The organism is Planomicrobium okeanokoites (genome assembly GCF_003428875.1).
Lineage (GTDB): Bacteria > Bacillota > Bacilli > Bacillales_A > Planococcaceae > Planococcus > Planococcus okeanokoites.
In genome coordinates, this window is sequence record NZ_QQRS01000002.1 from 1 (window position 1) to 22,398 (window position 22,398).

A 22,398-nucleotide genomic window follows, 5' to 3' on the forward strand; every position below is an offset into this window, starting at 1 on the left:
TCCGTCTTTTAAAAGATAAGAACTCACGGAAAAACCTCTTTGAAAATGATTAAAAACTATTGACTAATCGTAAGAAAATATCCCCCCTTATCTTGTGGGACAATATCTTGGGCTCGCTCATCTGGTTTTACGCCAATTTGGAGCAGCGCGATCCGAGACGGGCGGCAGCGGATTTGGATTGGCTGATGGATGCAGCAAACTGGTCGCCTATGAGAAAATCCCATTTGGACCGGCTGCTCGGAGATGCTTCACTTGGACAAGCGGTGTCGCGGCCATTAAGGAAAACATGCTGCCTTTACAAGGAACTGCCGCATTTTGATACGTGTACGTTCTGTCCTCAACCAAATTAGCAGATGCATTTTTTGTTTTGAGGATTTATCGGCGATTTTTGATGATTTATCAGCGGTTTTTTTCTGTTTATCAGCGATTTTCGACGGTTTATCAGCTATTTTTTTCTGTTTATCAGCGATTCTTCTGGAATCCACAAAAAAGCCTCAGCATTCGCTGAGGCTTTCCGTTTATTGAGAAAAAACATCAATACAGGAAACGATATTACGCAAAACAGCTTCGCTTTCCTGGGGGCTTGCACTGAGCTAACTCGATCTCGGTCCCCTTCGCCCGAGTGGATCTCAGCACTACGCTCGAAGCGGAGTTAAAATACCAACTCCGCTTCTAATCCCCTGGGAGTCTCGCTGGTTTGCTCCATATCTGATAATGCTCTCTATAATTAGCGATTCAGCTATTCAGTTAGAAGTGAATAGCTGGATACACAAATTTTACTCAAACTAACATGAAAGGTCAGGAAGCTTACAGTGGATATCGACCTTCTTAAGCGAAATCAATAGAAAACAGATAGTTTCTCAACAAGCTAAAAAAGCCTCAGCATTCGCTGAGGCTTTTCGTTTATTTTTCGAATACTTCGTGCAAGATATTGCCTGGGGAGCTGTTCATCAGATTTTTGTAGACACAGCTCTCCGGTTTTTTTGATAATGATTTCGCGAACGACTTGGCATGTTCAGGGTCGCCGACAACATGGACGCCTTCCCAATTGCGTTCTTTTTTCAGTTTCTCGATCTTACTTCCCATATCTTTATAGAAACGTTCGAGATTCTCTTTCAGGCGATGATCCAGTTCATCTACCGGACTTCCTCCGCCGCTTCCGCCAATTACAGGACTATTGCCGCCGGCAGCGCCGCCGCCGACTGAGCCTGCCCCTTGTCCTGCGGCACGTCCTTGGACACGGCTTGAGCTCCGGACACCTTTCTGCTCCGTCCATACTTCCAGCCCGGAATCAAATTCATAAAAAATTTCCTCATTGATGATTCCCATGGACGTATCCAGAATCCGGATGCCTTTGAGGCTTGGCAACACAACGCCGGCATAAGGATATGCTTTGTACATATATCTGAGCTGATCCAACACAGGTTCCGTCTCCCAATGGAAATTCGTTTTCACCGGTACCTGCACATAATGGACCGACCAGAGGTCTTTATGCGGAGATGCAAAAATAACGACACCCTTTTGGAGGTCGTCCTGGTTATCATTTATTTCTCTTTCCACTTTCTTCTTCAACGACTTGTAGTTTTTAATTTCGTTTTCGTTGTTTGAAGCTTCCAGATATTCTTCGATTCGTTTAAGGCCATTTTTCAGATGAATTCGCCATGCTCCATTTTGCGCGTTCAAATCTGCAGGGTTCGTATTCAAGTAAACACTTAAAACACAGCGGTCTTCACATTTGAAGTTTTTCAACTCCTGGATTTCATCGTATAATGTCATGCATTCATCATCCTCCCTATTTCCTTACTTCTTACCTGAATACCCGAACACTTCTGTTTTAAACTGACCTTTTTTTAAATTTAAAATTATCCGAAAGTTTATCTTTTTATCCACGTGGTAAACACTTACTAGCACCAAAAATTAAAAGGAGAGTGTTATAGAATGGAAAACGTAAACAAAAAAGTTGATGAAAAACTGAAGAATTTTGATGATGAAAAGAAAGAAGACATCCTGGCGAATTTCAACCAATTCAAACAATATCTAAACGATAAAGTTGAAATCGGTGAAAAAATGGGCTTGAGCGAAGAACGTCTTGCTCAGATCACTGAGAAAGTTGCAGGTTATCTTGCGAAGAATGAAGAACCTAAAAACCGTGAAGAGCATCTTCTTCAGGAACTTTGGAAAGTCGGCAATAAAGAAGAGCAGCACATGTTAGCTCATATGCTATTGCGCATGGTGCAAAAAGAAGGGTAATCCCCTTCTCATGAAAAAGGGCATCGGAAATTTATCCGATGCCCTTTTTATATTGAAATCAACTTTTTGATTTTACTATGCGGCAACCCGTTTTTCAAATGCCCGGAACATCAGCAGATAGACAAAGCCGCTCAACATCGCAACGATGCCTAAGATTCCGAAAGTCCAGCTGAAGCCGAACCAGGCTGTCATTGGAATCGCGACAGGTGCGATCATCCGTCCTATTGTATAGCGCATACTGGCCGCGGCAAAATACTGGCCGCGCATATCTTCCGGCGCCAGTTTCGAGATGAAGCTTTGCTGGATGCCGACAACCATCAACTCCGCAAGAGTGAAAATCCCCATGGCAATGACAAAAACCCAGAAAATTGAAGTGACCGGGAATAAGAACATCGCCACACCATATAATATTGCGGAGGTGAAAAACACCCATTTCTCCGGATACCGGGTCATCCAGCGCGTGATGAACACCGTAAGCAAAGCAACCAGTAATCCGTTTTCAGCCAACAGGATACCGAAGGATGTTTCTCCCGTTACTTTCCAATCCATACTGAAAAATGACGCAATGGTCTGGCTGTCGATTGTTTCCTTTAGGTAGACCGGAATCAGCAAATCAAGCTGCATGAAGGTCTGTGCCCCCAATACCCCAGCGATGACAAACAGCAGAAATACTCGGTCTTTGAAAATAATGCCGTATTCCTTGAATTGTTTGGACACTGCTCCAACCCAGCCGGTCGCTTCTTCTGTCGCCCATTTATCCAGCATCTTTTGTGATAAGGTCTCGTCTGTAAACAAACGGAGAACCAACCCGAGCAGCAATGAGATAACCGCAACGACCAGCAATAATTCAAAACGGTAGGAAAAGAACAGCACTGCACCGATCAACGGTCCGACAACGACAGCAATATTCAATGTGGTATAGAAAATCGCAAAGACATCGCTCCGGTATTTTTCCGGAATGACGTCAGCAATCATCGCCTGGCTGGCCGGCCAGTACAAGGATCCGCCCATTCCAGCAATTGTGAAAGCGATAAAACCGATTTCCGGTGATTCCAGCCAAGGTGAATTTGCGAGAGCAAAAAGCAGGAATGCAAAGCCCTGCCCAATTGATGCGATGATCAACATGCGTCTTCTGCCGTAACGGTCGGCAAGATAACCCCCGACCAGATTCGCCGCTACCGAAAAGACCTGGGAAACCACAAGCAGCAAACCTGCCATCCCTTTTCCGAACTCCTCCGCAAAATAGATTGCAAGGAACGGAAAAACCATCCAATAACTTGTGTTCATGAAAAACTCGCCTACCAGGCGCACTTTTAAACTTCTGTTCCAATCTTTGATTTTCATCTTCATTTCCCCGCGTCCTGTATTTTGAACGCCCCGATGTGCCAGTATTATCCGTTTATCAACTCCAACAGTTTATAGCTGAGACAAATATCGATCATCAGGTCCTTTCTTTCTTTTGCAAATTGGATTGATATGCGTTCGTGGTCACGCTCCACTATTTCACCGACGCCAAACACACGATGGCGCACTGTCGCCCCCTCGATCAGGGTTTCCTGGTCGCCGACAGCATTCGGATTATCGGGAACTTTCACTTTCACCGGAGTTGCCGCGATTGCCCGTTTAGGCGCCCGGACCGTTTTTTCGGGCAGAATAATGTCATTCACTTCATCAATAAAACGGGATCCGCTGCCATAGCTGATCATTTCCAGCTGTTTTTTAGCGCGTGTCATGCCGACGTAAAAAAGACGGCGGGCTTCTTCAAGTGTATCCGGCTTTTCCGCATCTTCTTCTGTCGGGATGACCCCTTCCACCAGATCAATCATATAGACCCGTTCAAACTCGAGGCCTTTGGCACTGTGGAATGTCGACAATGTCAGCATTTCATCAGTTTTCTCAACTTTTGCCTGTTGGGTGACCGCCTCCAATTCCTTCAATCGCTTCGCGAATTCCACCATCGATGTAAGCGGCTCGGCAATCTGTTCTAGTGTGACAAGGATTTGGGAAAGGTAATTCAGCCGCATACCGAATTTTTCGGCCCGGCTCGAAAGCATCTGGTCATAGCCGAGATCTGCCCGTATCGTGCGGATGACTTTCAGCGGTTTCATCGTACGCATGGCTTCAAACCACTTTTTTTGTTCGGCTACTATTTTCAGCTGATAATCTTTCATCGTGACGCTTCTTGGAATTTCATCCAGTGCATGCGTCGTTCCCGGTTTCATTCGGCTTAAAAAGCGCAATTGGCTGCCGGACCAATAGGCGTTCGTCTTGGAAGCGATCTTTGAATAGATATCGACCCGTTCCGGTTTCAAGCTGAAACGCATGAAGTTGAGCATATCTTCCACAATCCAGTGGGAGAAAAAGCGATTGTCCGCATCTTTCATATAAAAAGGGATGCCCAGCCGGTCAAGTTCACTCATCAAGAGAGTAGAAGATGAATTATTGCGGTAAAGAATCGCCACATCGCCGTATTGGTCCAGTTGAGTGAGCTGCTTCATCAGATATTTCAGCTGATCTTCCTCAGAAGACAGCCGTTTCACCAGAATTGGCGGCCCTTCCTCCTGTTTGGTAAACATGTTTTTGTCATGGCGCTTTTTATTGGCTTTGATGAATTGGTTTGATGCATTGACTATAGTGCCGGATGAGCGATAATTCCGCTCCATTTTCATGATATAGGCATCTGGGTATACATCCTTGAATTTCAATAGGTACGTCGGTTCCGCGGCGCGCCATGTGTAAATTGACTGGTCGTCATCTGCGACGACACAGAGATTCTGATGCCGCGCGACCAGCTTTTCAACAATCGAATGCTGGACCAGCGAAGTATCCTGGCTTTCATCAGTCATGACGTAATCCCATTTTTTTTGGTATTTAGACAAAATCGCTGCGTCTTTTTCCAGCGCTTCGTTGGCCAATGTCAGCATATCGTCAAAGTCAACAAGGCGCGTATCATGGTTTTCCTTGAACGCTTCGTAGGTTTTCAGAATTTCCACTGCACCGGTAAAAGGTTCCTTTAAAGCCGACCACCGTTCTCTTGGAAGCATCTTGTTCTTAACAAAACTGATGAAAGACATAAGCTCTTCCAATTGATCTTCTGTCGCTGGTTCATCATTTTCCGTTTGATACATTTCCTTCAGCAAGCGTTTCTTATGGAGGCCATTTGTTTCACTGCCTTCAATCATCATATAGCTGGAATCCGCCAGATATTCCCTGGTTATCCGGAAAGCCAGGCTATGGATGGTTGAAAAATCCACGGGTGCAAGTTCCGGAAAAAAGCGCTTGAACCTCTCCCGCATATCATCTGCGGATGCTTTACTGAATGTAATCGCTTTGATCCGATGAGGCGCGATATTTTTCTCTTCAATCAGATAGCCTGTGCGCATGATCATCGTTGTCGTCTTTCCTGATCCCGGACAAGCAAGGAGAAGGAGCGGACCCTCTGTCCTCTCCACCGCTTTCCGTTGAATCTTATTCAATTCTACGCCAAGCTGCTGCTTTTTCCGTTCAAAGAAATCAGTCATGTTGTGTGCCTCCGAATTTTTTCAATACTGCTATTCTATCATAAAAACATGCCGTCCCCTTTGCTGAAGCACAAAAACAGGCGAAGAAAATACAGCTTTTCTTCGCCTGTTACTTATAAAGAAGAATTTTTTATCCGGCGTCCAGCAACACTTTAAGACAGGGCATTTTGCCGCTCACTTCGTTTTCTTTTTACCTTTTGGCTCCTGTGGCTTTTGTAACGGTTCTGCCGTACCGGGGTCAAAATATTCATACTGCGTGCTGTCGAGGGTGATCTGTTCCTCATCACCATATATCTCCCGCTGCAAGGAGGACATTTCCATTCCTCCAAGCTTGTTATATGAAGCTGGAATTTCTTGATCTTCACCAGAGGGTATTTCGTTATTTTTTTTATAATAAAGCAAGAGTTTTCCATCAAGAAGTTCCTGATAAAAAAAACTGATTGTTTTACTTCATCAGACATCTCAGTGAATACTGGCGGCACAGCGCCTCCTCTGATAAATATACCAAGACGTCCCATGCCCTTTGTTTCTGCTGCATGGTATTCGACATCGGTACGCAGGCGGATCATCGTCAACTGTTCATTTGACCGCGCCACTACATACATATCAGATTCGCTGCATCCCTGTTGTTTCAGCTCATCGATTTTGCGGAGAACTTCCCGCTCATCTTCGTAGCTCTCGATGAAATGATGATCCATCTTTTCCACTCCACTCTATAGGGCTACTCTTTTTTACCCAGAGCCGAAAACCGGCAAACACTCTGTTAATTTGTCTCCAAAATTTCACAGACACGACCGACCTGGCCATCTTCCAGTCGGACTTTGATGCCATGGGGATGTGTCGCTGAATTGGTCAAAAGATCTTTGACAACTCCGCTGGTTTTCTTGCCGCTCCGCTGGTCTTGTTTAAGGATTACATTTACCGTCATCCCAGGTTTGATATCGCTTCTTTTCTTACCATCCATAAATAATCACGCCTTTCTAATCTCTATCATACTCTTAAATCGTGATAATTAAAAAAGGCGGGAATTTCCCGCCTTCTGAATTTTTATTTGCGTCCATTGTCATCACTGCGTCGCGTACGGTCTGCAGCGTTTTGAGACAGATGTTCGGTAGAGTCGGACATGCTCCGGTCAGCATCCGGCACATCGTTTATTGCCGGGTCTGCTGGCGGGACATCCGATTCCGCCTGATCGTTTGCCGGAAGGCCTTCATCAGAAACATCAATGCTTGAAAGGTCGTCCATGACTGATTCCGATTTCCGCACGTTCACTGTTTTCCGTCCGGCCTCATCTGTATCAGCCGCATTCCGGTTGGCTGCACCCAGCTCTTCGGGTCTTTGCTCGTGAACAATTCTGTTGCCAGTTTCTCCGTCGCCTGTGCTCAAGTTGCCATCCGCATCCATATGGAAAGGACTGTCTTTTTCTGTTCTTCCGCCCGGTCCATTCGGCTTATGTTGCGTATTTTCTTTTGGATCTCCGTAGGCTGCTGTCGAATTAAACCCTTTTTCCTGCGCATTATTATTATTTTTATCAGCCATTTCTGTTTCCTCCATTCCATTGATTCAAGACTAAAAGAAAAAGACGGAGAATCTCCGTCTTTTTTTGTGGGTGCTGAATATTAGAAGCGGTCACGGTTATCGCGGTCTCGTCTTCTTTCTTCATCGGTCAGGTTAACGTCTTCATCAATGTCTGCCTCTTCACGGCGTACCGTGTCTCGAACAGTTTCAGTGTCTTCGACTTTACGCTTGCCGACAACAATCTCTTCGCTGACTACATCGTTTTTCGACACATTGACGCGTTCTTCCGATACTGGAATATTAATGTTTTCATTGTCATTAAAGCCTTTGTCATGCGCGTCTGTTGAATTTTCATCAACCGGACGGCGCTCCACATAGACTTCTTCGCGCTCAACCGGCACATCCACTGAACGCTCTTCTTCAACAACATGTTTACCGACATTCACTTCGCCGGTTTTCACCTGTTCTTTATCAACGTGCAGGCGTTCTTCATGAAGACGAAGCTTTTCTTCATCCGTATGGTCACGGCCTAAAGTTGAATCATTATCCAGGCGGTCGCGGTCATAATCACGGTCACGGTCAGTATCTGAATAATTCGTGCCTGTTGTAGGAGAACCGAGGCCAAAACCTGTACCACTGTCGTGCCCTACCCCAGCAGTTTCGTCGTCTCTGACCGTACGGTCCATCGACTCGCCTTCGCCAAGAGCATTTTCTCTTTTACTATTATAATAAACATCATTTTCATCATTTGTGTCCACTGTCAATCCGTCACGGGCTACTGTGCCTGATTCAACATATCCTGGTGATCTTGAATCTGTTATATCTGATTCCGTACCAGTTCCTGTTCTGCCGTATGCTTGATTATCGTAAGGCGCTTTGCCTTCATAGTTGGCACCGAATTCACGGTCTACGAACAAGAGGATTTTACCGTTTTGCACTTCGTTGTAATAACGGTCTGACTCGTCTTTGTCCAGCCCCATTCCTGAAAATGCTTCGCGGGTGGAATCATCTCCAGACAGGAATCCCATGAATTTATCCATCCAGTTTCCTTCAGACGATTTGTAGTCGACGTCGGTGCGGCCTCGGACCATCGAAATCTGGTCTTTGTCACGCGCCATTACATACATATCTTCTTCTCTCGATCCTGTTGCTTTCAGCTCTTCAATTTTCTGAAGAACTTCTGATTCTGTGTCGAAAGTACCCATAAATTTATTGTTGGTCATTTTCTATTCCTCCAATTTTTATGTTTCTGCAGATAAGATGTATCTACTTGTAAATTTACCCGCCATTCTCATCCTGAAACCTCTCCAGACTTCAATAATACTTTTGACTTATTTGTAATAATTGAAAATTAACCTGAAAATCGCTAATCCCATTCTCTTTTTGTGCAAATAAAAAATCCACGAGTCTGCTATAGACCCGTGGATTTCATTTAAAATATACTCAAATCCCATTCTTTCGAGATTTGGCGAAGCATCATTGTGCCTGCAGCACTGTTTCCTTGAACATCGATTGCTGGTCCGTATACGCCGATTCCGGCGCCAGCACGGAATTCATAGGTCTGGGAATGCAATTTAGGTGGGACAGCAGCCATTATGCCGCCGGACACTCCACTTTTAGCGGGTATGCCGACATGCGCGGCAAAATTGCCTGAAGAATTGTACATCCCGCAAGTCACCATAAGAACTTTGGCCACTTGCGCAATCTCATCGGAGAAATGCTTAACTTTGGTGATTGGATTGTAGCCGTCATAAGCAATGATCAGTCCTATCAAGGCGAGGTCTTTCGTGGAGACTTTGATGGAGCATTGGCGAATATAAATATCCAGCGCTTCTTCCACTTCGATTTCCAGGAACTTCGCTTCTTTCAGATAATAAGCCAACGCGCGATTGCGGTGTGAGGCTTTCCATTCAGAATCGTAAACTTCCCGATCCATATCAAGTGGATGGCCGACCAGCTCTTCAAGAAAATGCAGCAGATATTCATATTTCTTCTGACTGTTCTGGCCTGGCAACAAAGCGGAGATGGTGATGGCTCCTGCATTGATGAAGGGGTTGAAAGGTTTATTTGGACGATGAATTTCAAAAGGGATGATTGAGTTGAATGCTTCTCCTGTCGGTTCAACATCGACCCGTTCCAACACGAAGTCCAGCCCGTAATGGCAGCTTAAGGCGATAAACGTCAAAGCCTTTGAAATACTTTGCAGAGTAAACTCTATGTCAGTGTCTCCTGCGCAATAATAGTTTCCTTCTTCATCGAGCATGCAAATACCCAGTTTGCTCGGATCGGCTTTGCCAAGTTCCGGAATATACTGGGCAGTCGTACCAAGTATCACGTGCCCTCTGTTTTCTTCAACCCACTTTTGGAGCTGCTGCTGTATTCTTGGATTAGTTTGCACACGATCCCTCCTCTATTTTCTATTGTGGTTTCATTGTGCCTGAAAATGGGCTGGAATGCTAAAGAAAAGCGTAAGCGCCCGGTAAGCTCTGAAAGGCATAAGACAGACCAATGAAGTGGCCTTGGCCGCGCAGTCTCGAAAAGCGGAAGTGCCTGTTCAGCTCTGACAGGTGTAAGGCGAACCAGCGAAGTGGCGCTCTTTGCCACGCAGCTGGTTTGACTTATATCCCGAAGAGCTAGGCACTGGAGACTAGACATTGGACTGGCTTATGACCCGAAGAGCTGGGCCGCTGAAGTCTGGACAATAAAATCCCCCTGCACCCTGCAGGGGGATAGTTTCCCTAAATTTTGCTGTACCAAACTTTGGCTGCTTCGACTTCAGGCATCGTCAGCTGATGGCCCTGGTTTTCCCAGTGAAGCTCTACATCTGCGCCTGCATCCTGCAACAGTTTCTCAAGATCTTCCGATTCATGCGCCGGGCAGATCGGATCGTTTGTTCCAGCCGCGATAAATACTGGAGTTCCATTTAATGCAGGCAATTCCGTATCTCTATTAGGTACCATCGGATGATGGAGAATGGCTGCTCTTAATGCATCATCATAAGTGAACAGTAGATTCGCAGCGATGTTCGCTCCGTTCGAGTAGCCCACTGCAGTAACGTTCGTGCGGTCAAAACCGTATTGTTCAGCTGAATCCGCGATAAATTGATACAGTTCTTCTGTGCGGAGCTTCAGATCCTCCATGTCGAATACGCCTTCAGACAGGCGTTTGAAAAATCTTGGCATGCCGTTTTCCGAGACATTTCCCCGGACACTTAAGACAGATGCTTCCGGGTCAATATGTGCAGCAAGCGGCAGCAGGTCGTTTTCCGTGCCTCCTGTTCCGTGCAGCAATAGTAATACCGGTCTCTTTGGATCTTTCCCAGCTTTAAAAATGTGTTTCATAAAATAACCTCCCGTACGATTTCGTCTTTTAATAAGTTCCCACCTTAAGGGTAAATGAAACTTATCTCGAATTCAAGATATTAAACTTAAATAAAACCGCTTGCTGTTTCAGCAAGCGGTCCTAATCATTATTTAGCTTGTTCCAAAAGGTTCTCCAGATTTTCTTTGGAGAAATGATATTTTTCATTGCAGAAATGGCATTCAGCTTCTGCCTCGCCGTCTGTCTCGATCATATCGGTAATTTCTTCAGAACCAAGGCTAGTGATGGCATTCGTTATGCGTTCACGTGAACACTGACACGTAAAGGTGACCGGCATTTCATCCAGAATTTTTACGTTCTCCTTGCCAAGAACTTCATGAAGGATGTCTTCCGGGGTCATGCCTTCACTAATCATTTTAGAAATCGTCGGAATCGCAGAAAGCCGTTCTTCTATCTTCACGATAATTTCTTCCGGAGTTCCCGGCATCAATTGGATAATGAACCCCCCTGAAGCCAGGATGGTATTGTCCGGATTGACGATAACCCCGACACCAACCGATGAAGGTATCTGTTCGGATGTGACAATGTAATGCGTAAAGTCTTCACCGATTTCACCTGATACGATTGGCACCTGTCCGTTAAAAGGCTGTAGCAGGCCAATATCTTTGGAAACGGTTAAAGTTCCATCTGTGCCAACTGCCCGTCTTACATCGAGTTTACCGATTTCATTTAAATCGAAATGCGTTTGAGGCTTCGATACGTAGCCTCTTACTTCTCCTTTGGCGTTGGCATCCACCAGAATATTTCCGATCGGACCGCCGCCGTTGATGCTGATCGTCAATTTTTCTTCGCCTTTCATCATGGCGCCCATCATGACACTCGCTGTCATCGAACGGCCAAGTGCGGCTGAAGCGGTTGGCCAAGTATAATGGCGACGCTGCGCCTCGCCTACCGTATCTGTTGTTTTTGCTGCATATGCGCGAACCTGGCCATCAAAGGCCAGAGCTTTAATAAGATAATCTCCCATTTTTTCTCCCTCTCATCTAAAGTATCCTGCTGACTAACTGCACAGGACACTATATTGATTCATGAACCAATACATCCATAAAGTTTTGCTTCATATAGATTAAAACCTCTGCAAATAAAAGTAAATAAATCTGCTTAGAAGAAAAGCGACGGCACCCGTTAAGCTCTGAAAGGCATAAGACTGACCAGCAGAGTGGCGCTCTTTGCCACGGCAGCTGGGCTGGCTTATGACCCGAAGAGCTGGGTCGCCGGAGTCTGGACAATAGAAAAGCGCATGCAAAAAACCATCCGCGGATCGCGGATGGCCATAGTTTAAAAGAAACCTGTCAGGGCGCCGTATGCCAGCGCCATCAGAATTACATAAGCCGGATGCATTTTCCGCACCTCCAGCAGCCAATAGCTGATGATCACCAGCACAATTGTTTGGATGCTCCCGGAGGTATCATAGGAAGTCATGAAGAATTGAAGTGCCATTGCGCCAAGCAGCACTGCTATAACAGGCCTTATCATCTTGGTGATGTTCTTAACTTTTGGTGAATCCTTGTATTTCAAAAGGGTCACCATCAAAGCAATCATCAAAATCAATGAAGGCGCGACGGAAGCGAAAAGCGCGACTGCCGACCCAAGAATGCCGCCTTCCGTGTATCCGATGTAACCGGCCATTTTCGTAGCCACCGGTCCCGGAAGCGCATTGCCCAGTGCCAATACTTCACCAAATTCCTGGGTAGTCATCCAGCCATAGCGGTCCACCACTTCTTTCTCCACCAATGGAATCGAAGCAGGGCCGCCCCCGTATCCTAAAATCCCAGGAATAAAGAAGGCCAGAAAGATTTGCCAATAAATCATTTCGGCTCACCTGCCTTATTCAATGGAAGAAAAACGAGTACAAGGATTATGATAATCAGAATGGCCGGATGGATTCCGAGCACTTCCATCAGAATAATCGAAGCGGCCGTATAGATAACGGCTCGCAGCCAGCCGAGGGAATCTTTTGATTTCTTCAGAAAATCCAGTGTCAGTATAGCAAGCATTACACCCACCACCGGCACAACAGCTTCTGACATACCATCAACCCATGCTACGTCTTTGTATTGCTGTAATACGCCCAAAAGGACAATCATGAGGATCACTGTCGGCACAACAGAAGCAAACAAAGATACCAGACAGCCCCAAATTCCGTTTACACGGTAGCCGATGTATCCCGCCATTTTTGTAGCCAGCGGTCCAGGCATCGTATTTGCCAAAGCGAGCGTATCTCCGAATTCGTCACTCGTCATCCATTTATATTTTTTTACAGCTTCCTGTTCGAATAGTGGAATCGCCGAAGGGCCCCCGCCGAAACCCAACATACCTACACGAAAAAAAGCAGCGAACAGATCGGCATTCTTACTCACAAACAAGACCCTCCTTTCTTTATATTACTTCTACCAAACTGCAATGGCACCGTCTGTCCGTGATTCCGTTCCTCCAGCTAAAACACCGGTTTCCGGATTGCGCCAGATAATCTGGCCGCGTCCGAAACTGCCGCCATCTGTCGCCACTTGAATCGTATGCCCTTTTCTGGCTAGAGCCTGAGCCAAATAATTCGGAAATTCCGGTTCAACCAAAACAATTTTGCCTTCCATCCATTGCCAGCGCGGCGCATCGAGTGCAGCCTGCGGATTCAACAAGTAATCGATGGTGTTCGTCACGACCTGGAAATGGCCCTGCGGCTGCATATATCCGCCCATGACACCGAAAGGTCCGACAGCTTTGCCGTCTTTTGTCAGGAAACCGGGAATAATTGTGTGGAACGTCTTTTTGCCGCCCTTCAAAACATTCGGATGGCTTTCATCCAATGAAAAATCCGCGCCACGATTTTGCATGCCGATGCCTGTCCCCGGGATCACGATGCCGGAACCGAAGCCCATATAATTACTTTGGATATACGAAATCATATTGCCTTCTTCATCCGCCGCAGCCAGATATACCGTGCCGCCTTTTGGCAATTCGTATGGTTCAGGATCTGATGCCGTTTCACCAATTGATGCACTTCGTGTTTCCGCATATTCTTCGGATAAAAGATGTTCTGCGCTGACCGGCATAGCTTCAGGTTCAGTGATGAATGCTTTGCCGTCGGTAAACGCCAGTTTCATCGATTCGATTTGTTCATGCATCGTCTGGGCTGATTGCCATTTTGGCTCTTTCATTTTTTTAAAAATGTTCAAAGCCATCAATGCCACCATGCCTTGTCCATTCGGAGGAATCTCCCACACATCGTAGCCTTTGTAATGTGCGGAAATCGGTTCAACCCATTCAGGCTGATAGGCTGCGAGATCCTCTTTCGTCAAAAAGCCGCCATGCTGTTTCATATATGTATCGATTTTTTCAGCAATCGCTCCTTCATAAAAAGAACGTGCATCAGTTTCGCCTATATCTTTTAACGTAGACGCATGGCCCGGCGACGACCACATCTCACCGACAGCAGGAATCTTACCGCCAGGCGCAAACGTATCGAACCATGCCTGATATTCTTCCGAAGTGAAGTTTTTCTTGAAACTCGTATAAGCAGCTTTCCAATACTTCCCGAGAATCGGTGTCAGCGGATAACCATCTTCTGCGTAACGGATGGCCGGTTTCAATGTTTCCGCAAGCGGCAGTTTGCCGAATTTCCGTGCTAATTCCGCCCAAGCGGCAGGGACTCCCGGAACCGTAATCGGCACCACTCCATGCACAGGCATCTTTTTATGGCCCATCGCTTTTACTGCTTCTGCAGAAATGCTTTTAGGCGCAGGTCCTGAACTGTTCAGGCCGTGAAGCTTATCCTTCACCCATACCAGCGCAAACGCGTCCCCCCCGATGCCATTTGAAGTCGGCTCCACAACTGTCAATGCCGCTGCCGCCGCAATAGCTGCGTCAATCGCATTGCCGCCTTTTTGCATGATTTCCAATCCCGCTTGGGCTGCAAGTGGCTGCGAAGTTGCCACCATCCCTTTTTTCGAAAATACAGTATGTCTTTTGGATGCAAACGGATGATTCAAATAATCCACAATTATTCCTCCAGTTCTACGTTTGAATTTCTTTTTTTAGAGTTGTACAGAAAACGCCAGGCGCAACCTCAAAATCCTCTTTTTCAACAAAGCCGAAACTGGTATAAAGATTTTTGGCCGGCTTATTCATTTTCCCGGTGCTGATGATGAATTCCATTCCTTCAAACTCTTCCATTAAATACGCTAAAAGCTTTCTTCCAATCCCTTTTCGAAAATGCTCAGGGTTGACTACCAACCGGTATATATCTATTATATTGTTTTCTTTTTTATAAGAAATGAAGCCTAGTAGAACTTCCTGTTCCATATACCCCAAAAAGGTTTCGCCGCTATTTTGAATTTCAATTGTAGATTCCTTCAATTGCGGGATGCCTTCAAAACCCATCAATTCCGCTTCCACCAGGTAAGCGGGACGCTGGATCCTCTGTATTGCCTTGGCTGTGTATTCATTGCGGTGATTTACTTTACGAATCATTTAATGTCACCTCTTTAATAGTAGCATAATTCAAAAAAATTGAGAGATGGCACATTTCTATGCCTCTCTCTCTTTCAGTTCAAAGGATTCAGCTTATTTTACGGATGAGATCCGCTTTATTATTTTTAGGTGAATTCACTTCTTCCGACACCTGGTAAGCTTCCATTTCCCCATCTTCATAAGGTTTCAGCACGCTCTCCAACATTTCAATATCCTGCACATTCGGATCAAGCCAGATTTTTTCCGCTTCCTTGGATAATATGACCGGCATGCGATCATGGATTGATGCCATCACTCCATTCGGTTTGGTGGTTAAAATGGAGCAGCTGTGGATCGGCTCCCCTTCCGGAGATTCCCAGGACTCCCAAAGGCCGGCGAATGCAAAAGGTTCCTCTGATTTCATCTTGATCAGCATCGGCGTCTTGCCTTCTTCATCTTTTCTCCACTCATAGAAGGAGTCGGCAATGATAAGGCATCGTTTCTTTTTGAAAGCATTGCGGAAACTCGGCTTTTCCGCTGCAGTTTCCGATCGCGCATTAATCATCTTATATCCTATTTTTGCATCTTTTGCCCATGGTGGAATAAGCCCCCACTTCAGTTTGCCCAAGCGGTTTTTATTTCCGTCGCTGACAACAGCGGCAATCAGTTGGGAAGGTGCAATGTTATAGCTCGGCTCATATTCATTTTCGTCAAAGGAAGCCTGTTCGATACTAAAACGTTCCAGTATGACCTTATAATCTGCGTATAGCGCAAATCTTCCGCACATGGTTCTCACCCTTTCGCCATCATTGTATCTTGCTTTCTGACAAATTGACAGATGCCGCTTCTTAAAGAACTTTAGCCTCCATCAACAAATAGTAATGCTACTGGAATGCAGCAATACTTCCTTACCCAATAGGAAAGATGTCAGCATAATTTTATCATGTAATCACATATACATTAAGAAAATTTCGACTATTTTACATAAACTGTTAAAGTTATGCGGATTTTTTCTTGAATGATCCAATATAGGGGGTTCTAAACCCTTTCCTAAGGAAAGAGTGTTATAATAAGTATACATTGATTTCTGTAAGGAGGAATAACATGGCTACTGCACGAGAAATGAGTCTGGTCAATAAAGATTTTTTGGTAGAAGAACTCGGGCTGAAGCAACAGGGCAATTCGGCTGTATTTACAAATGAGGATACATTTGTACTATCACCGTCGGTCCAACGATACGAAAAAGGATTTGATGTCAGCGATTTTACGTTGGCGAAATACGATCCGGAAAAACAACAAGGATTTTTGATTGTCCGTTATATGGATACCTTTCTCATGGCCAAGCTTGAAAGCTTCATTGATAAAATGATGCCTCCTGAGCTGAAAATCACCAAGAAAAATACCAAACCGCATTGGAAATTCACTGTAGCCGAAAATCCGGCTTACCATATTGTCAATACGCAAAACAAAGAATTACGTTACCGTTTGCAGGAACCTTCCAAGAAACAGATTGTTTCGTACTTCAATAAAATGTAAAAAGACAGTCTCCGATTTTAACCGGGGACTGTCTTTATTTTTATTCTTCTTCATTTTCACGGATGGGCTCTCTTTCATCACCGATTCCGGTATTGCTGTGGGCTCCTTCTCTACGCAGTTCTTCGCCGTCACGTTTTTCAGCATCTTTGCCGCCAAAACTGCCGTGGTTCTGTCCGCCTCTTCGCGTGCTCCTGTTCTCCTGTTCACGATCGGAAAATTCCTGCTTGCTCATGCTGATTCCTCCTTAGAAGATCGTCTTATTTATTTCTTTCCCTATTTACTTCTAAGAAAACACGATATTCACCCGAGAATCAAGAATTGGTCCGACCGAAAAAATAGTGGTGATTTTTCAATAGTAGAAGCCAAAAGCTGCCATTCCAAAATAGACCGACAGCAGGGACAAAGCTGCGAAAACCACATATTCCACTGTGCTTCCGGTTTTGGTGGTCAATGGAAGCCGAACCGTGATTTTAAAAGGGAAAAATAACTTGATGCCTTTTTTGGTGGCCATATCCAATAAAAGATGGCTCGCCATTCCCGCCAAGAGACCGGCTGAGATTGCTTCATTCGGCAAAAAGGCATTAAACAATAACGCCGCCAGTATTAGAAAAATAAGACTGTGAGTGAATGTCCGGTGACCGAAACATATGTTGATGATTTTCGAAACAACCGGAAAAGCACGGCCGATTTTACTTCCTCCATGACAGATATCCGGTATAACGGCCCCTACCGCTCCAGCGCCAAGAAGGAGCACCGGTTCATAATTTGTGATTTGTGCAAATGCAAGACTTGCTGCGATGCCGCCCATGATGTGTGTTTTCCCTGTCATGCTGATTCCCCTTCTCTTCTATACTCTTTTATTATACTGAAAATAGGGTATGGTGAAGATATAGAATTATAGAAAAAGGAGTTTTAGTTATGGGAATCCACACATTTTTTAACTCATTAAACGATTTGGAACGTATCATCCGGGCTCCCGGCAGATTTAAATTCGAAGAACATAATGTCGCGGCGCATTCTTGGAAGGTCAGTCAGTACGCCATGTTTTTCGCCACGATCGAAGAACGCGCAGGACGCGAAATCGATTGGAAATCTCTATATGAAAAAACCATTAACCACGATTTCGCTGAAGTCTTTATCGGCGACATCAAAACGCCAGTGAAACATTCATCACCCGAATTGAAGGAAATGATTGCACAGGTCGAAGAAGGGATGATGGAAAAATTCATCACCCGCGAAATTCCGGAAGAATTTCAGCAGGTATTTTTTGACCGAATGAAAGAAGGCAAAGACGGAACAATTGAAGGCCGGCTGCTTGAACTCGCAGACAAGCTGGATCAATTCTATGAATCCTTCAACGAAATGAAGCGCGGCAATGCCGACCCCGAATTCGCTAAAATGTACCGCATTGCATTGACGAAACTGCTTAATATTCCACTGGAAGCCAGCGTCAGCTATTTCAAAAACATCCTTCTTGAAGATGTGATCAACGAAGACAGCGTGATGGATGTCAAATCGATAACACTGCAGGTACTTGAGCGACACAAGCATTCACCATATATTTCATAATCGCCTTATGGTAAATTGTATATAGTACAAATTAACCCGGAGGTGAATCCCTTAGTTAAGGGAATTTATTGGACCCCATACTTTTAGTGAATTCAGCGTTATTCGTTTTATTAATTTTATTTACCGCCGTATTTGTCGGAGCAGAGTTTGCGATCGTGAAAGTCCGCATGTCGCGCATCGACCAATTGATCGATGAAGGCAATAAGAGAGCGGGAATCGCCAAAAAAATCCTGGATGATCTCGACTACTACCTGTCTGCGTGCCAGCTCGGAATCACAATGACGGCTCTTGGACTCGGCTGGCTGGGCAAACCGGCTGTCGAACAGCTGATCCTCCCCTTATTCAGGGATATCGGTTTGGCTTCTTCATCCGCTTTGGTCATCTCATTTATCCTGGCTTTCTCTTTGGTGACATTTCTTCATGTCGTCATCGGTGAAATGACGCCGAAGTCTCTTGCATTGCATTCAGCTGAGCGCATGACCCTTGCACTTGCCCCTATCCTTTATGTGTTTGGAAAAATAATGGCTCCATTCATTTTCGTGATGACAGGGGCTTCACGGCTGCTGCTGCGTATTTTCGGTATACAGCCAGCCCAGGCAGAGCAAGGGCATTCCGAAGAAGAATTAAAGATCATCATGGCTCAAAGTTTTCAGAGCGGCGAAATCAACCAGACAGAGCTTTCCTATATGCAGAATATCTTTGCTTTTGACGAACGCAGCGCAAAAGATGTGATGGTGCCGCGCACCCAAATGATCGCTTTTCCCGATTCTCTGAGTTCGGAAGAATTACTGGCGGAAATACGTGAGCATCGTTTTACGCGGTATCCGATTGCACGTGATGGGGATAAAGATGACTTGATCGGTTTCATCAATGCCAAGGAAGTTCTGACTAATTACGCAGTTAATGGATCCGTTGAAATGGCGGAGCTTATCCATAGCTTACCGTATTTCCATGAAACGACTCCTCTTCAGACAGCTTTAGTGAAAATGCAGAAAGACCGCACCCATATCGCTCTTGTCATCGACGAATATGGCGGAACTTCCGGGTTGATCACAATGGAAGATATTTTGGAAGAAATCGTCGGGGAGATCCGGGACGAGTTCGATGAGGACGAGGAAGCGGATATCATTAAAGAAAACGAAAATCGATATTTACTGAACGGCAGGGTACTATTGAAAGACCTTGAGGAACGCTTCGGCATCGAGTTTGATGACAGTGAAGATATTGATACGATTGCGGGCTGGGTACAGCATCAATTGATTGAAGCTGAGACAGGCAGTACATTTGAAACGAATGGCTTCCGCTGGTCTATTGTAAATATGGAAAATCATCATATATTGAAGGTCTCATTGGATATTCTGGAAAATTAATAAAAATGAATAAAGCAGTGAACGGAAATAATCGTATTTCCGTTCACTGCTTTTTTGCATGAAGGAGATTATTCTTCCGATTTCGCTTGGCCAATAAACTCTAAATTGATGAAACCGGACGTCGTTTTTTTTTCTCAATTCCCTTAATTATGCTTCTTTAGGATTAAGCTGCAGTTCCAGCGGGCATACAAAAGGTAAGAAACCAAAAAAATGGAGGTCGAAGATATGGGAAAAGCTAAATCCTACGGCAAAGAATTCGGGGCAAAGTTTAAAGAAGACAATGCCACGATTCTTGCAGCAGCACAGGCTTACTATTATTTGCTGGCTATCGTGCCCTTATTGATCCTGCTGCTGGCAATTCTGCCGTATCTGCAAATCGAACCGCAACGCGTCATGGACTTCATGGGTACGATCCTTCCGGGCGAAGTGGCTTCGACATTTGAAGAACAGATTGTAAGTGTCGTCACGACACCATCCGGTGGTCTGTTAACATTCGGTATCCTGGGTACGTTATGGTCTGCATCAAATGCAGTCAGTGCTTTTATCAAAGCAACCAATGAAGCATATGACGTTGAAGAAACAAGATCATTTTTTGCCCAGAAAGGCATCGCCATCCTTTTGACGCTGTTCATGCTGGTTGCCGTAATCATAGCGCTGGTACTGCCGATTTTCGGAGGCACAATTATTGATATGATCAGTTCATTTATGAACTTGCCATCACAGACGGAAATCATATTCCAGGTACTCCGTTGGGTCATCTCGATTGCGGTAATGAGTATCGTTTTGGCGATCATGTATAAAATTGCACCAAATAAACACTTCCCATTCAAAGAAGTAATCATCGGTGCTTTGATAGCTACCATTCTATGGCAGCTTGTATCTCTCGCGTTCTCGTTCTACGTATCTAATTTCGGCAGTTACAGCGCCACATATGGCAGTCTCGGCGGTTTGATCGTCTTGATCCTGTGGTTCTTCCTGACCGGTCTGATCTTGGTGATCGGCGCTGAAATCAACGCCATCATCCATCGCCATAAAAACGTAAAGAATGAACCTGCCAAAGTTCATTGATACCAAGCTTAAACGCTCCGCCGTAAGCATGTGCTTACAGCAGAGCGTTTTTTTGTGCATATTTACTCCCGCATTAATCCGGCAAATGCGCTAGGAAGTTCCGGTAAGCAAAACCTTCCACTTCGGTTTCCGAGTAATGCTTTTGCAATTCATCGATTAGCACCGGATAATCGCCGGCGTTTTTCAAACTGTCCGTAAAGAGTTTGATGCCGTCGAAATCAGAGCCGAATCCGATGTGTTCCAAGCCCCCCAGTGAGCAAAAATGATCGATATGGCGGATTAAATCCGGAATTGTCGCCCGCTCCTGGTTTTCATTAATGAATGGAGGATAAAAAACGACATTTACCATCGCCTTTCTTTTGAACATCTCCATCGCCTGTTCATCAGTCAAATTCCTTGCATGATTGCATAAAGCTCTTGCGTTCGAATGGCTGGCTACCGGGAACTCGGCAAGCTCAATTACATCCCAGAAAGCTTTTTCCGACAGGTGCGACACATCTGTCAGAATCCGCTGTTCGTTGTTTGCGTGCACCACATTTTTCCCTAACAGGGTCAAGCCCGCCCCTCTTGGTTCACCTGCACCATCTGCACAAAGATTTGCGGTGTTCCAAGTCAGCCCGACAGACAGCACACCCAAGCGGTAGAGATGTCGCAGTTTTGCAAGATCATTTCCGATTGGCTCCGCCCCTTCAAGCGTCAGCACTGCACCGATTTCATCCTCTTTAAGCTCCTTGATGTCCTGCCACCTGGCAATATGGCGCATCTGGGGGTTCATGCCGATTATTTCGGAATGGAAAAGGTCAACCTGCTCAAGGGCATGCTGCCATTTTTCATCTGAAGGCAATTCAGGATGAAGAAAAATCGCGAAAAACTGGACTTTAACGCCACCTGACTGCAGCCGGTGAAAATTGGTATCCAGCTCTTCAGCATTCGTGAAATTCAAAAGCGGCTTGCGGTAAAGTGAATCTCTCTTCGCCACTTGCATTTTAAACAAAGCATCACAGTGCATATCTATGATTGTCACTTCACCATCTCCTCTCTTTTTTAGAAAAACTCATCCTTCCCATGCAATTTCCGTTGAATAGACGAGGCTGTCCCCTATAAAGATCCGGCATTTCGTATAAAAGCAGCTCAACCCCAATGAAACCTTTATTTCCTGAAATTCCCCGTTATCATCACGCAGTTTACCGAACAAGCGGGAGCTGAGTGCAAATCCTGGCTGGTCATCCTGGAGAACACCATCCACCCATAATTTCTTTTGGTCCCAAGTACTTTCAATCCGAATACGATGTGAAGAATGTTTGATTTCCCATGTATCTCTCATCGTCACGCCTCCGTTTCATCTGTTAGGGACAGTATAGCAAATTATCGGAATCGTTTCTTCATTGGAACAGCCGGCCTCGTCTATATGACGGGCCGGCTGTCGGTCAGTGAATTCATGAAGCTTTTTTATAGATATATGCGCCCTCTTCAATCCGGTCAAGCGTAACTTTATCCCCGATAGCCACATCTTCTTCCATCCGGGATGTCACTTTGGCGTTCGCTTCATCCAAATCGACAAGTACAACGTTATAAGGAGCGATATGGGCAAATTCAGCTGGGGCAATGTGAATTTTGGTGAAGCTGTATACGGTGCCGTCATCGCTGACTTCTTTTTCTTCAAATTCCGATTTGCCGCAAACCGCGCAATTGTACTTTTTTGCAATTGAATCGTTGCCACAGCATGAGTAGATTTTCAT

26 protein-coding genes are annotated in these 22,398 nt (G+C 45.3%); 6 read left to right on the forward strand and 20 right to left on the reverse strand.

What is annotated here, in order from left to right; all coding sequences use genetic code 11:
- The first annotated feature begins 107 nt into the window (after window positions 1-107).
- Window positions 108-350 (forward strand): hypothetical protein, encoded by a 243-nt coding sequence (locus D2910_RS16760; protein WP_165850136.1) that lies wholly within the window; start codon window positions 108-110, stop codon window positions 348-350.
- 553 nt (window positions 351-903) lie between these two features.
- Here the strand turns inward: D2910_RS16760 and D2910_RS04890 are convergent.
- Window positions 904-1,776, reverse strand: coding sequence for a VLRF1 family aeRF1-type release factor (locus tag D2910_RS04890; RefSeq protein ID WP_117312600.1), 873 nt, complete (start codon window positions 1,774-1,776; stop codon window positions 904-906).
- A gap of 162 nt (window positions 1,777-1,938) precedes the next feature.
- Between D2910_RS04890 and D2910_RS04895 the strand changes: the two genes are divergently transcribed.
- Complete coding sequence (locus tag D2910_RS04895) at window positions 1,939-2,250, forward strand: DUF3243 domain-containing protein (protein WP_084244025.1); 312 nt, start codon at window positions 1,939-1,941, stop codon at window positions 2,248-2,250.
- A 75-nt stretch (window positions 2,251-2,325) separates the two neighbouring features.
- Here the strand turns inward: D2910_RS04895 and D2910_RS04900 are convergent, their stop codons facing one another.
- The 14 genes from D2910_RS04900 to D2910_RS04965 all read right to left on the reverse strand — a co-directional run bounded on the left by D2910_RS04900 (window position 2,326) and on the right by D2910_RS04965 (window position 15,903).
- Window positions 2,326-3,594, reverse strand: coding sequence for an MDR family MFS transporter (locus tag D2910_RS04900; protein WP_165850155.1), 1,269 nt, complete (start codon window positions 3,592-3,594; stop codon window positions 2,326-2,328).
- 47 nt (window positions 3,595-3,641) lie between these two features.
- Complete coding sequence (locus tag D2910_RS04905; RefSeq protein ID WP_117312601.1) at window positions 3,642-5,771, reverse strand: ATP-dependent helicase; 2,130 nt, start codon at window positions 5,769-5,771, stop codon at window positions 3,642-3,644.
- 152 nt (window positions 5,772-5,923) lie between these two features.
- The gene (locus D2910_RS04910; protein WP_117312602.1) at window positions 5,924-6,469 is read right to left on the reverse strand and encodes a general stress protein; all 546 of its coding nucleotides are present in this window, start codon (window positions 6,467-6,469) and stop codon (window positions 5,924-5,926) included.
- A gap of 65 nt (window positions 6,470-6,534) precedes the next feature.
- Complete coding sequence (locus D2910_RS04915; RefSeq protein ID WP_084244022.1) at window positions 6,535-6,735, reverse strand: YwbE family protein; 201 nt, start codon at window positions 6,733-6,735, stop codon at window positions 6,535-6,537.
- 83 nt (window positions 6,736-6,818) lie between these two features.
- Window positions 6,819-7,310, reverse strand: a complete 492-nt coding sequence (locus D2910_RS04920; RefSeq protein ID WP_117312603.1) for a hypothetical protein — start codon at window positions 7,308-7,310, stop codon at window positions 6,819-6,821.
- 80 nt (window positions 7,311-7,390) lie between these two features.
- Window positions 7,391-8,512 (reverse strand): YsnF/AvaK domain-containing protein, encoded by a 1,122-nt coding sequence (locus tag D2910_RS04925; protein ID WP_084244020.1) that lies wholly within the window; start codon window positions 8,510-8,512, stop codon window positions 7,391-7,393.
- 209 nt (window positions 8,513-8,721) lie between these two features.
- Window positions 8,722-9,687 carry a glutaminase A gene (glsA, locus tag D2910_RS04930; RefSeq protein ID WP_084244019.1) on the reverse strand — a complete coding sequence of 322 codons (966 nt, stop codon included), beginning with the start codon at window positions 9,685-9,687 and terminating at the stop codon, window positions 8,722-8,724.
- Window positions 9,688-10,027: 340 nt separating this feature from the next.
- On the reverse strand, window positions 10,028-10,630 hold the full coding sequence (locus D2910_RS04935; protein ID WP_117312604.1) for an alpha/beta hydrolase: 603 nt from the start codon (window positions 10,628-10,630) through the stop codon (window positions 10,028-10,030).
- 128 nt (window positions 10,631-10,758) lie between these two features.
- A complete protein-coding gene (hslO, locus tag D2910_RS04940) occupies window positions 10,759-11,637 on the reverse strand; it encodes an Hsp33 family molecular chaperone HslO (RefSeq protein WP_101802046.1) in 879 nt (292 codons plus the stop codon).
- Window positions 11,638-11,948: 311 nt separating this feature from the next.
- A complete protein-coding gene (locus D2910_RS04945; protein WP_084244016.1) occupies window positions 11,949-12,482 on the reverse strand; it encodes a chromate transporter in 534 nt (177 codons plus the stop codon).
- Window positions 12,479-13,030 (reverse strand): chromate transporter, encoded by a 552-nt coding sequence (locus D2910_RS04950; protein ID WP_255400068.1) that lies wholly within the window; start codon window positions 13,028-13,030, stop codon window positions 12,479-12,481. The genes D2910_RS04945 and D2910_RS04950 overlap by 4 nt, the downstream gene beginning before the upstream one ends.
- A gap of 30 nt (window positions 13,031-13,060) precedes the next feature.
- Window positions 13,061-14,665, reverse strand: a complete 1,605-nt coding sequence (locus D2910_RS04955; protein ID WP_117312605.1) for a gamma-glutamyltransferase family protein — start codon at window positions 14,663-14,665, stop codon at window positions 13,061-13,063.
- A gap of 16 nt (window positions 14,666-14,681) precedes the next feature.
- Window positions 14,682-15,137 (reverse strand): GNAT family N-acetyltransferase, encoded by a 456-nt coding sequence (locus D2910_RS04960; protein WP_117312606.1) that lies wholly within the window; start codon window positions 15,135-15,137, stop codon window positions 14,682-14,684.
- An 88-nt stretch (window positions 15,138-15,225) separates the two neighbouring features.
- Entirely contained in the window at window positions 15,226-15,903 is a 678-nt protein-coding gene (locus tag D2910_RS04965; RefSeq protein ID WP_117312607.1) for an SOS response-associated peptidase, read from the reverse strand.
- 317 nt (window positions 15,904-16,220) lie between these two features.
- Here D2910_RS04965 and D2910_RS04970 point away from each other — a divergent pair, with 317 nt between their 5' ends.
- Entirely contained in the window at window positions 16,221-16,652 is a 432-nt protein-coding gene (locus tag D2910_RS04970; RefSeq protein ID WP_084244012.1) for a hypothetical protein, read from the forward strand.
- A gap of 40 nt (window positions 16,653-16,692) precedes the next feature.
- Here D2910_RS04970 and D2910_RS04975 read toward each other — a convergent pair whose 3' ends face one another.
- Together D2910_RS04975 and D2910_RS04980 are read right to left on the reverse strand one after the other, a co-directional pair.
- Window positions 16,693-16,884: a hypothetical protein gene (locus D2910_RS04975; RefSeq protein ID WP_084244011.1), complete on the reverse strand. Its 192-nt coding sequence runs from the start codon at window positions 16,882-16,884 to the stop codon at window positions 16,693-16,695.
- Between the two features lie 117 nt (window positions 16,885-17,001).
- Window positions 17,002-17,481, reverse strand: coding sequence for a metal-dependent hydrolase (locus D2910_RS04980; protein ID WP_084244010.1), 480 nt, complete (start codon window positions 17,479-17,481; stop codon window positions 17,002-17,004).
- Between the two features lie 89 nt (window positions 17,482-17,570).
- On the opposite strand from D2910_RS04980, the gene D2910_RS04985 reads away from it, so the two are divergent.
- The 3 genes from D2910_RS04985 to D2910_RS04995 all read left to right on the forward strand — a co-directional run bounded on the left by D2910_RS04985 (window position 17,571) and on the right by D2910_RS04995 (window position 20,659).
- On the forward strand, window positions 17,571-18,221 hold the full coding sequence (locus tag D2910_RS04985; RefSeq protein ID WP_084244009.1) for a YfbR-like 5'-deoxynucleotidase: 651 nt from the start codon (window positions 17,571-17,573) through the stop codon (window positions 18,219-18,221).
- 68 nt (window positions 18,222-18,289) lie between these two features.
- The gene (locus tag D2910_RS04990) at window positions 18,290-19,591 is read left to right on the forward strand and encodes a hemolysin family protein (protein WP_240633550.1); all 1,302 of its coding nucleotides are present in this window, start codon (window positions 18,290-18,292) and stop codon (window positions 19,589-19,591) included.
- A 225-nt stretch (window positions 19,592-19,816) separates the two neighbouring features.
- Window positions 19,817-20,659 carry a YihY/virulence factor BrkB family protein gene (locus D2910_RS04995; protein WP_084244008.1) on the forward strand — a complete coding sequence of 281 codons (843 nt, stop codon included), beginning with the start codon at window positions 19,817-19,819 and terminating at the stop codon, window positions 20,657-20,659.
- A gap of 73 nt (window positions 20,660-20,732) precedes the next feature.
- Here the strand turns inward: D2910_RS04995 and D2910_RS05000 are convergent, their stop codons facing one another.
- From D2910_RS05000 to D2910_RS05010, 3 genes are all read right to left on the reverse strand, one after another.
- Window positions 20,733-21,683 carry a dipeptidase gene (locus D2910_RS05000; RefSeq protein WP_117312608.1) on the reverse strand — a complete coding sequence of 317 codons (951 nt, stop codon included), beginning with the start codon at window positions 21,681-21,683 and terminating at the stop codon, window positions 20,733-20,735.
- 30 nt (window positions 21,684-21,713) lie between these two features.
- Entirely contained in the window at window positions 21,714-21,983 is a 270-nt protein-coding gene (locus D2910_RS05005; RefSeq protein WP_101802038.1) for a hypothetical protein, read from the reverse strand.
- Window positions 21,984-22,095: 112 nt separating this feature from the next.
- Window positions 22,096-22,398, reverse strand: coding sequence for a Zn-ribbon domain-containing OB-fold protein (locus D2910_RS05010; RefSeq protein ID WP_117312609.1), 303 nt, complete (start codon window positions 22,396-22,398; stop codon window positions 22,096-22,098).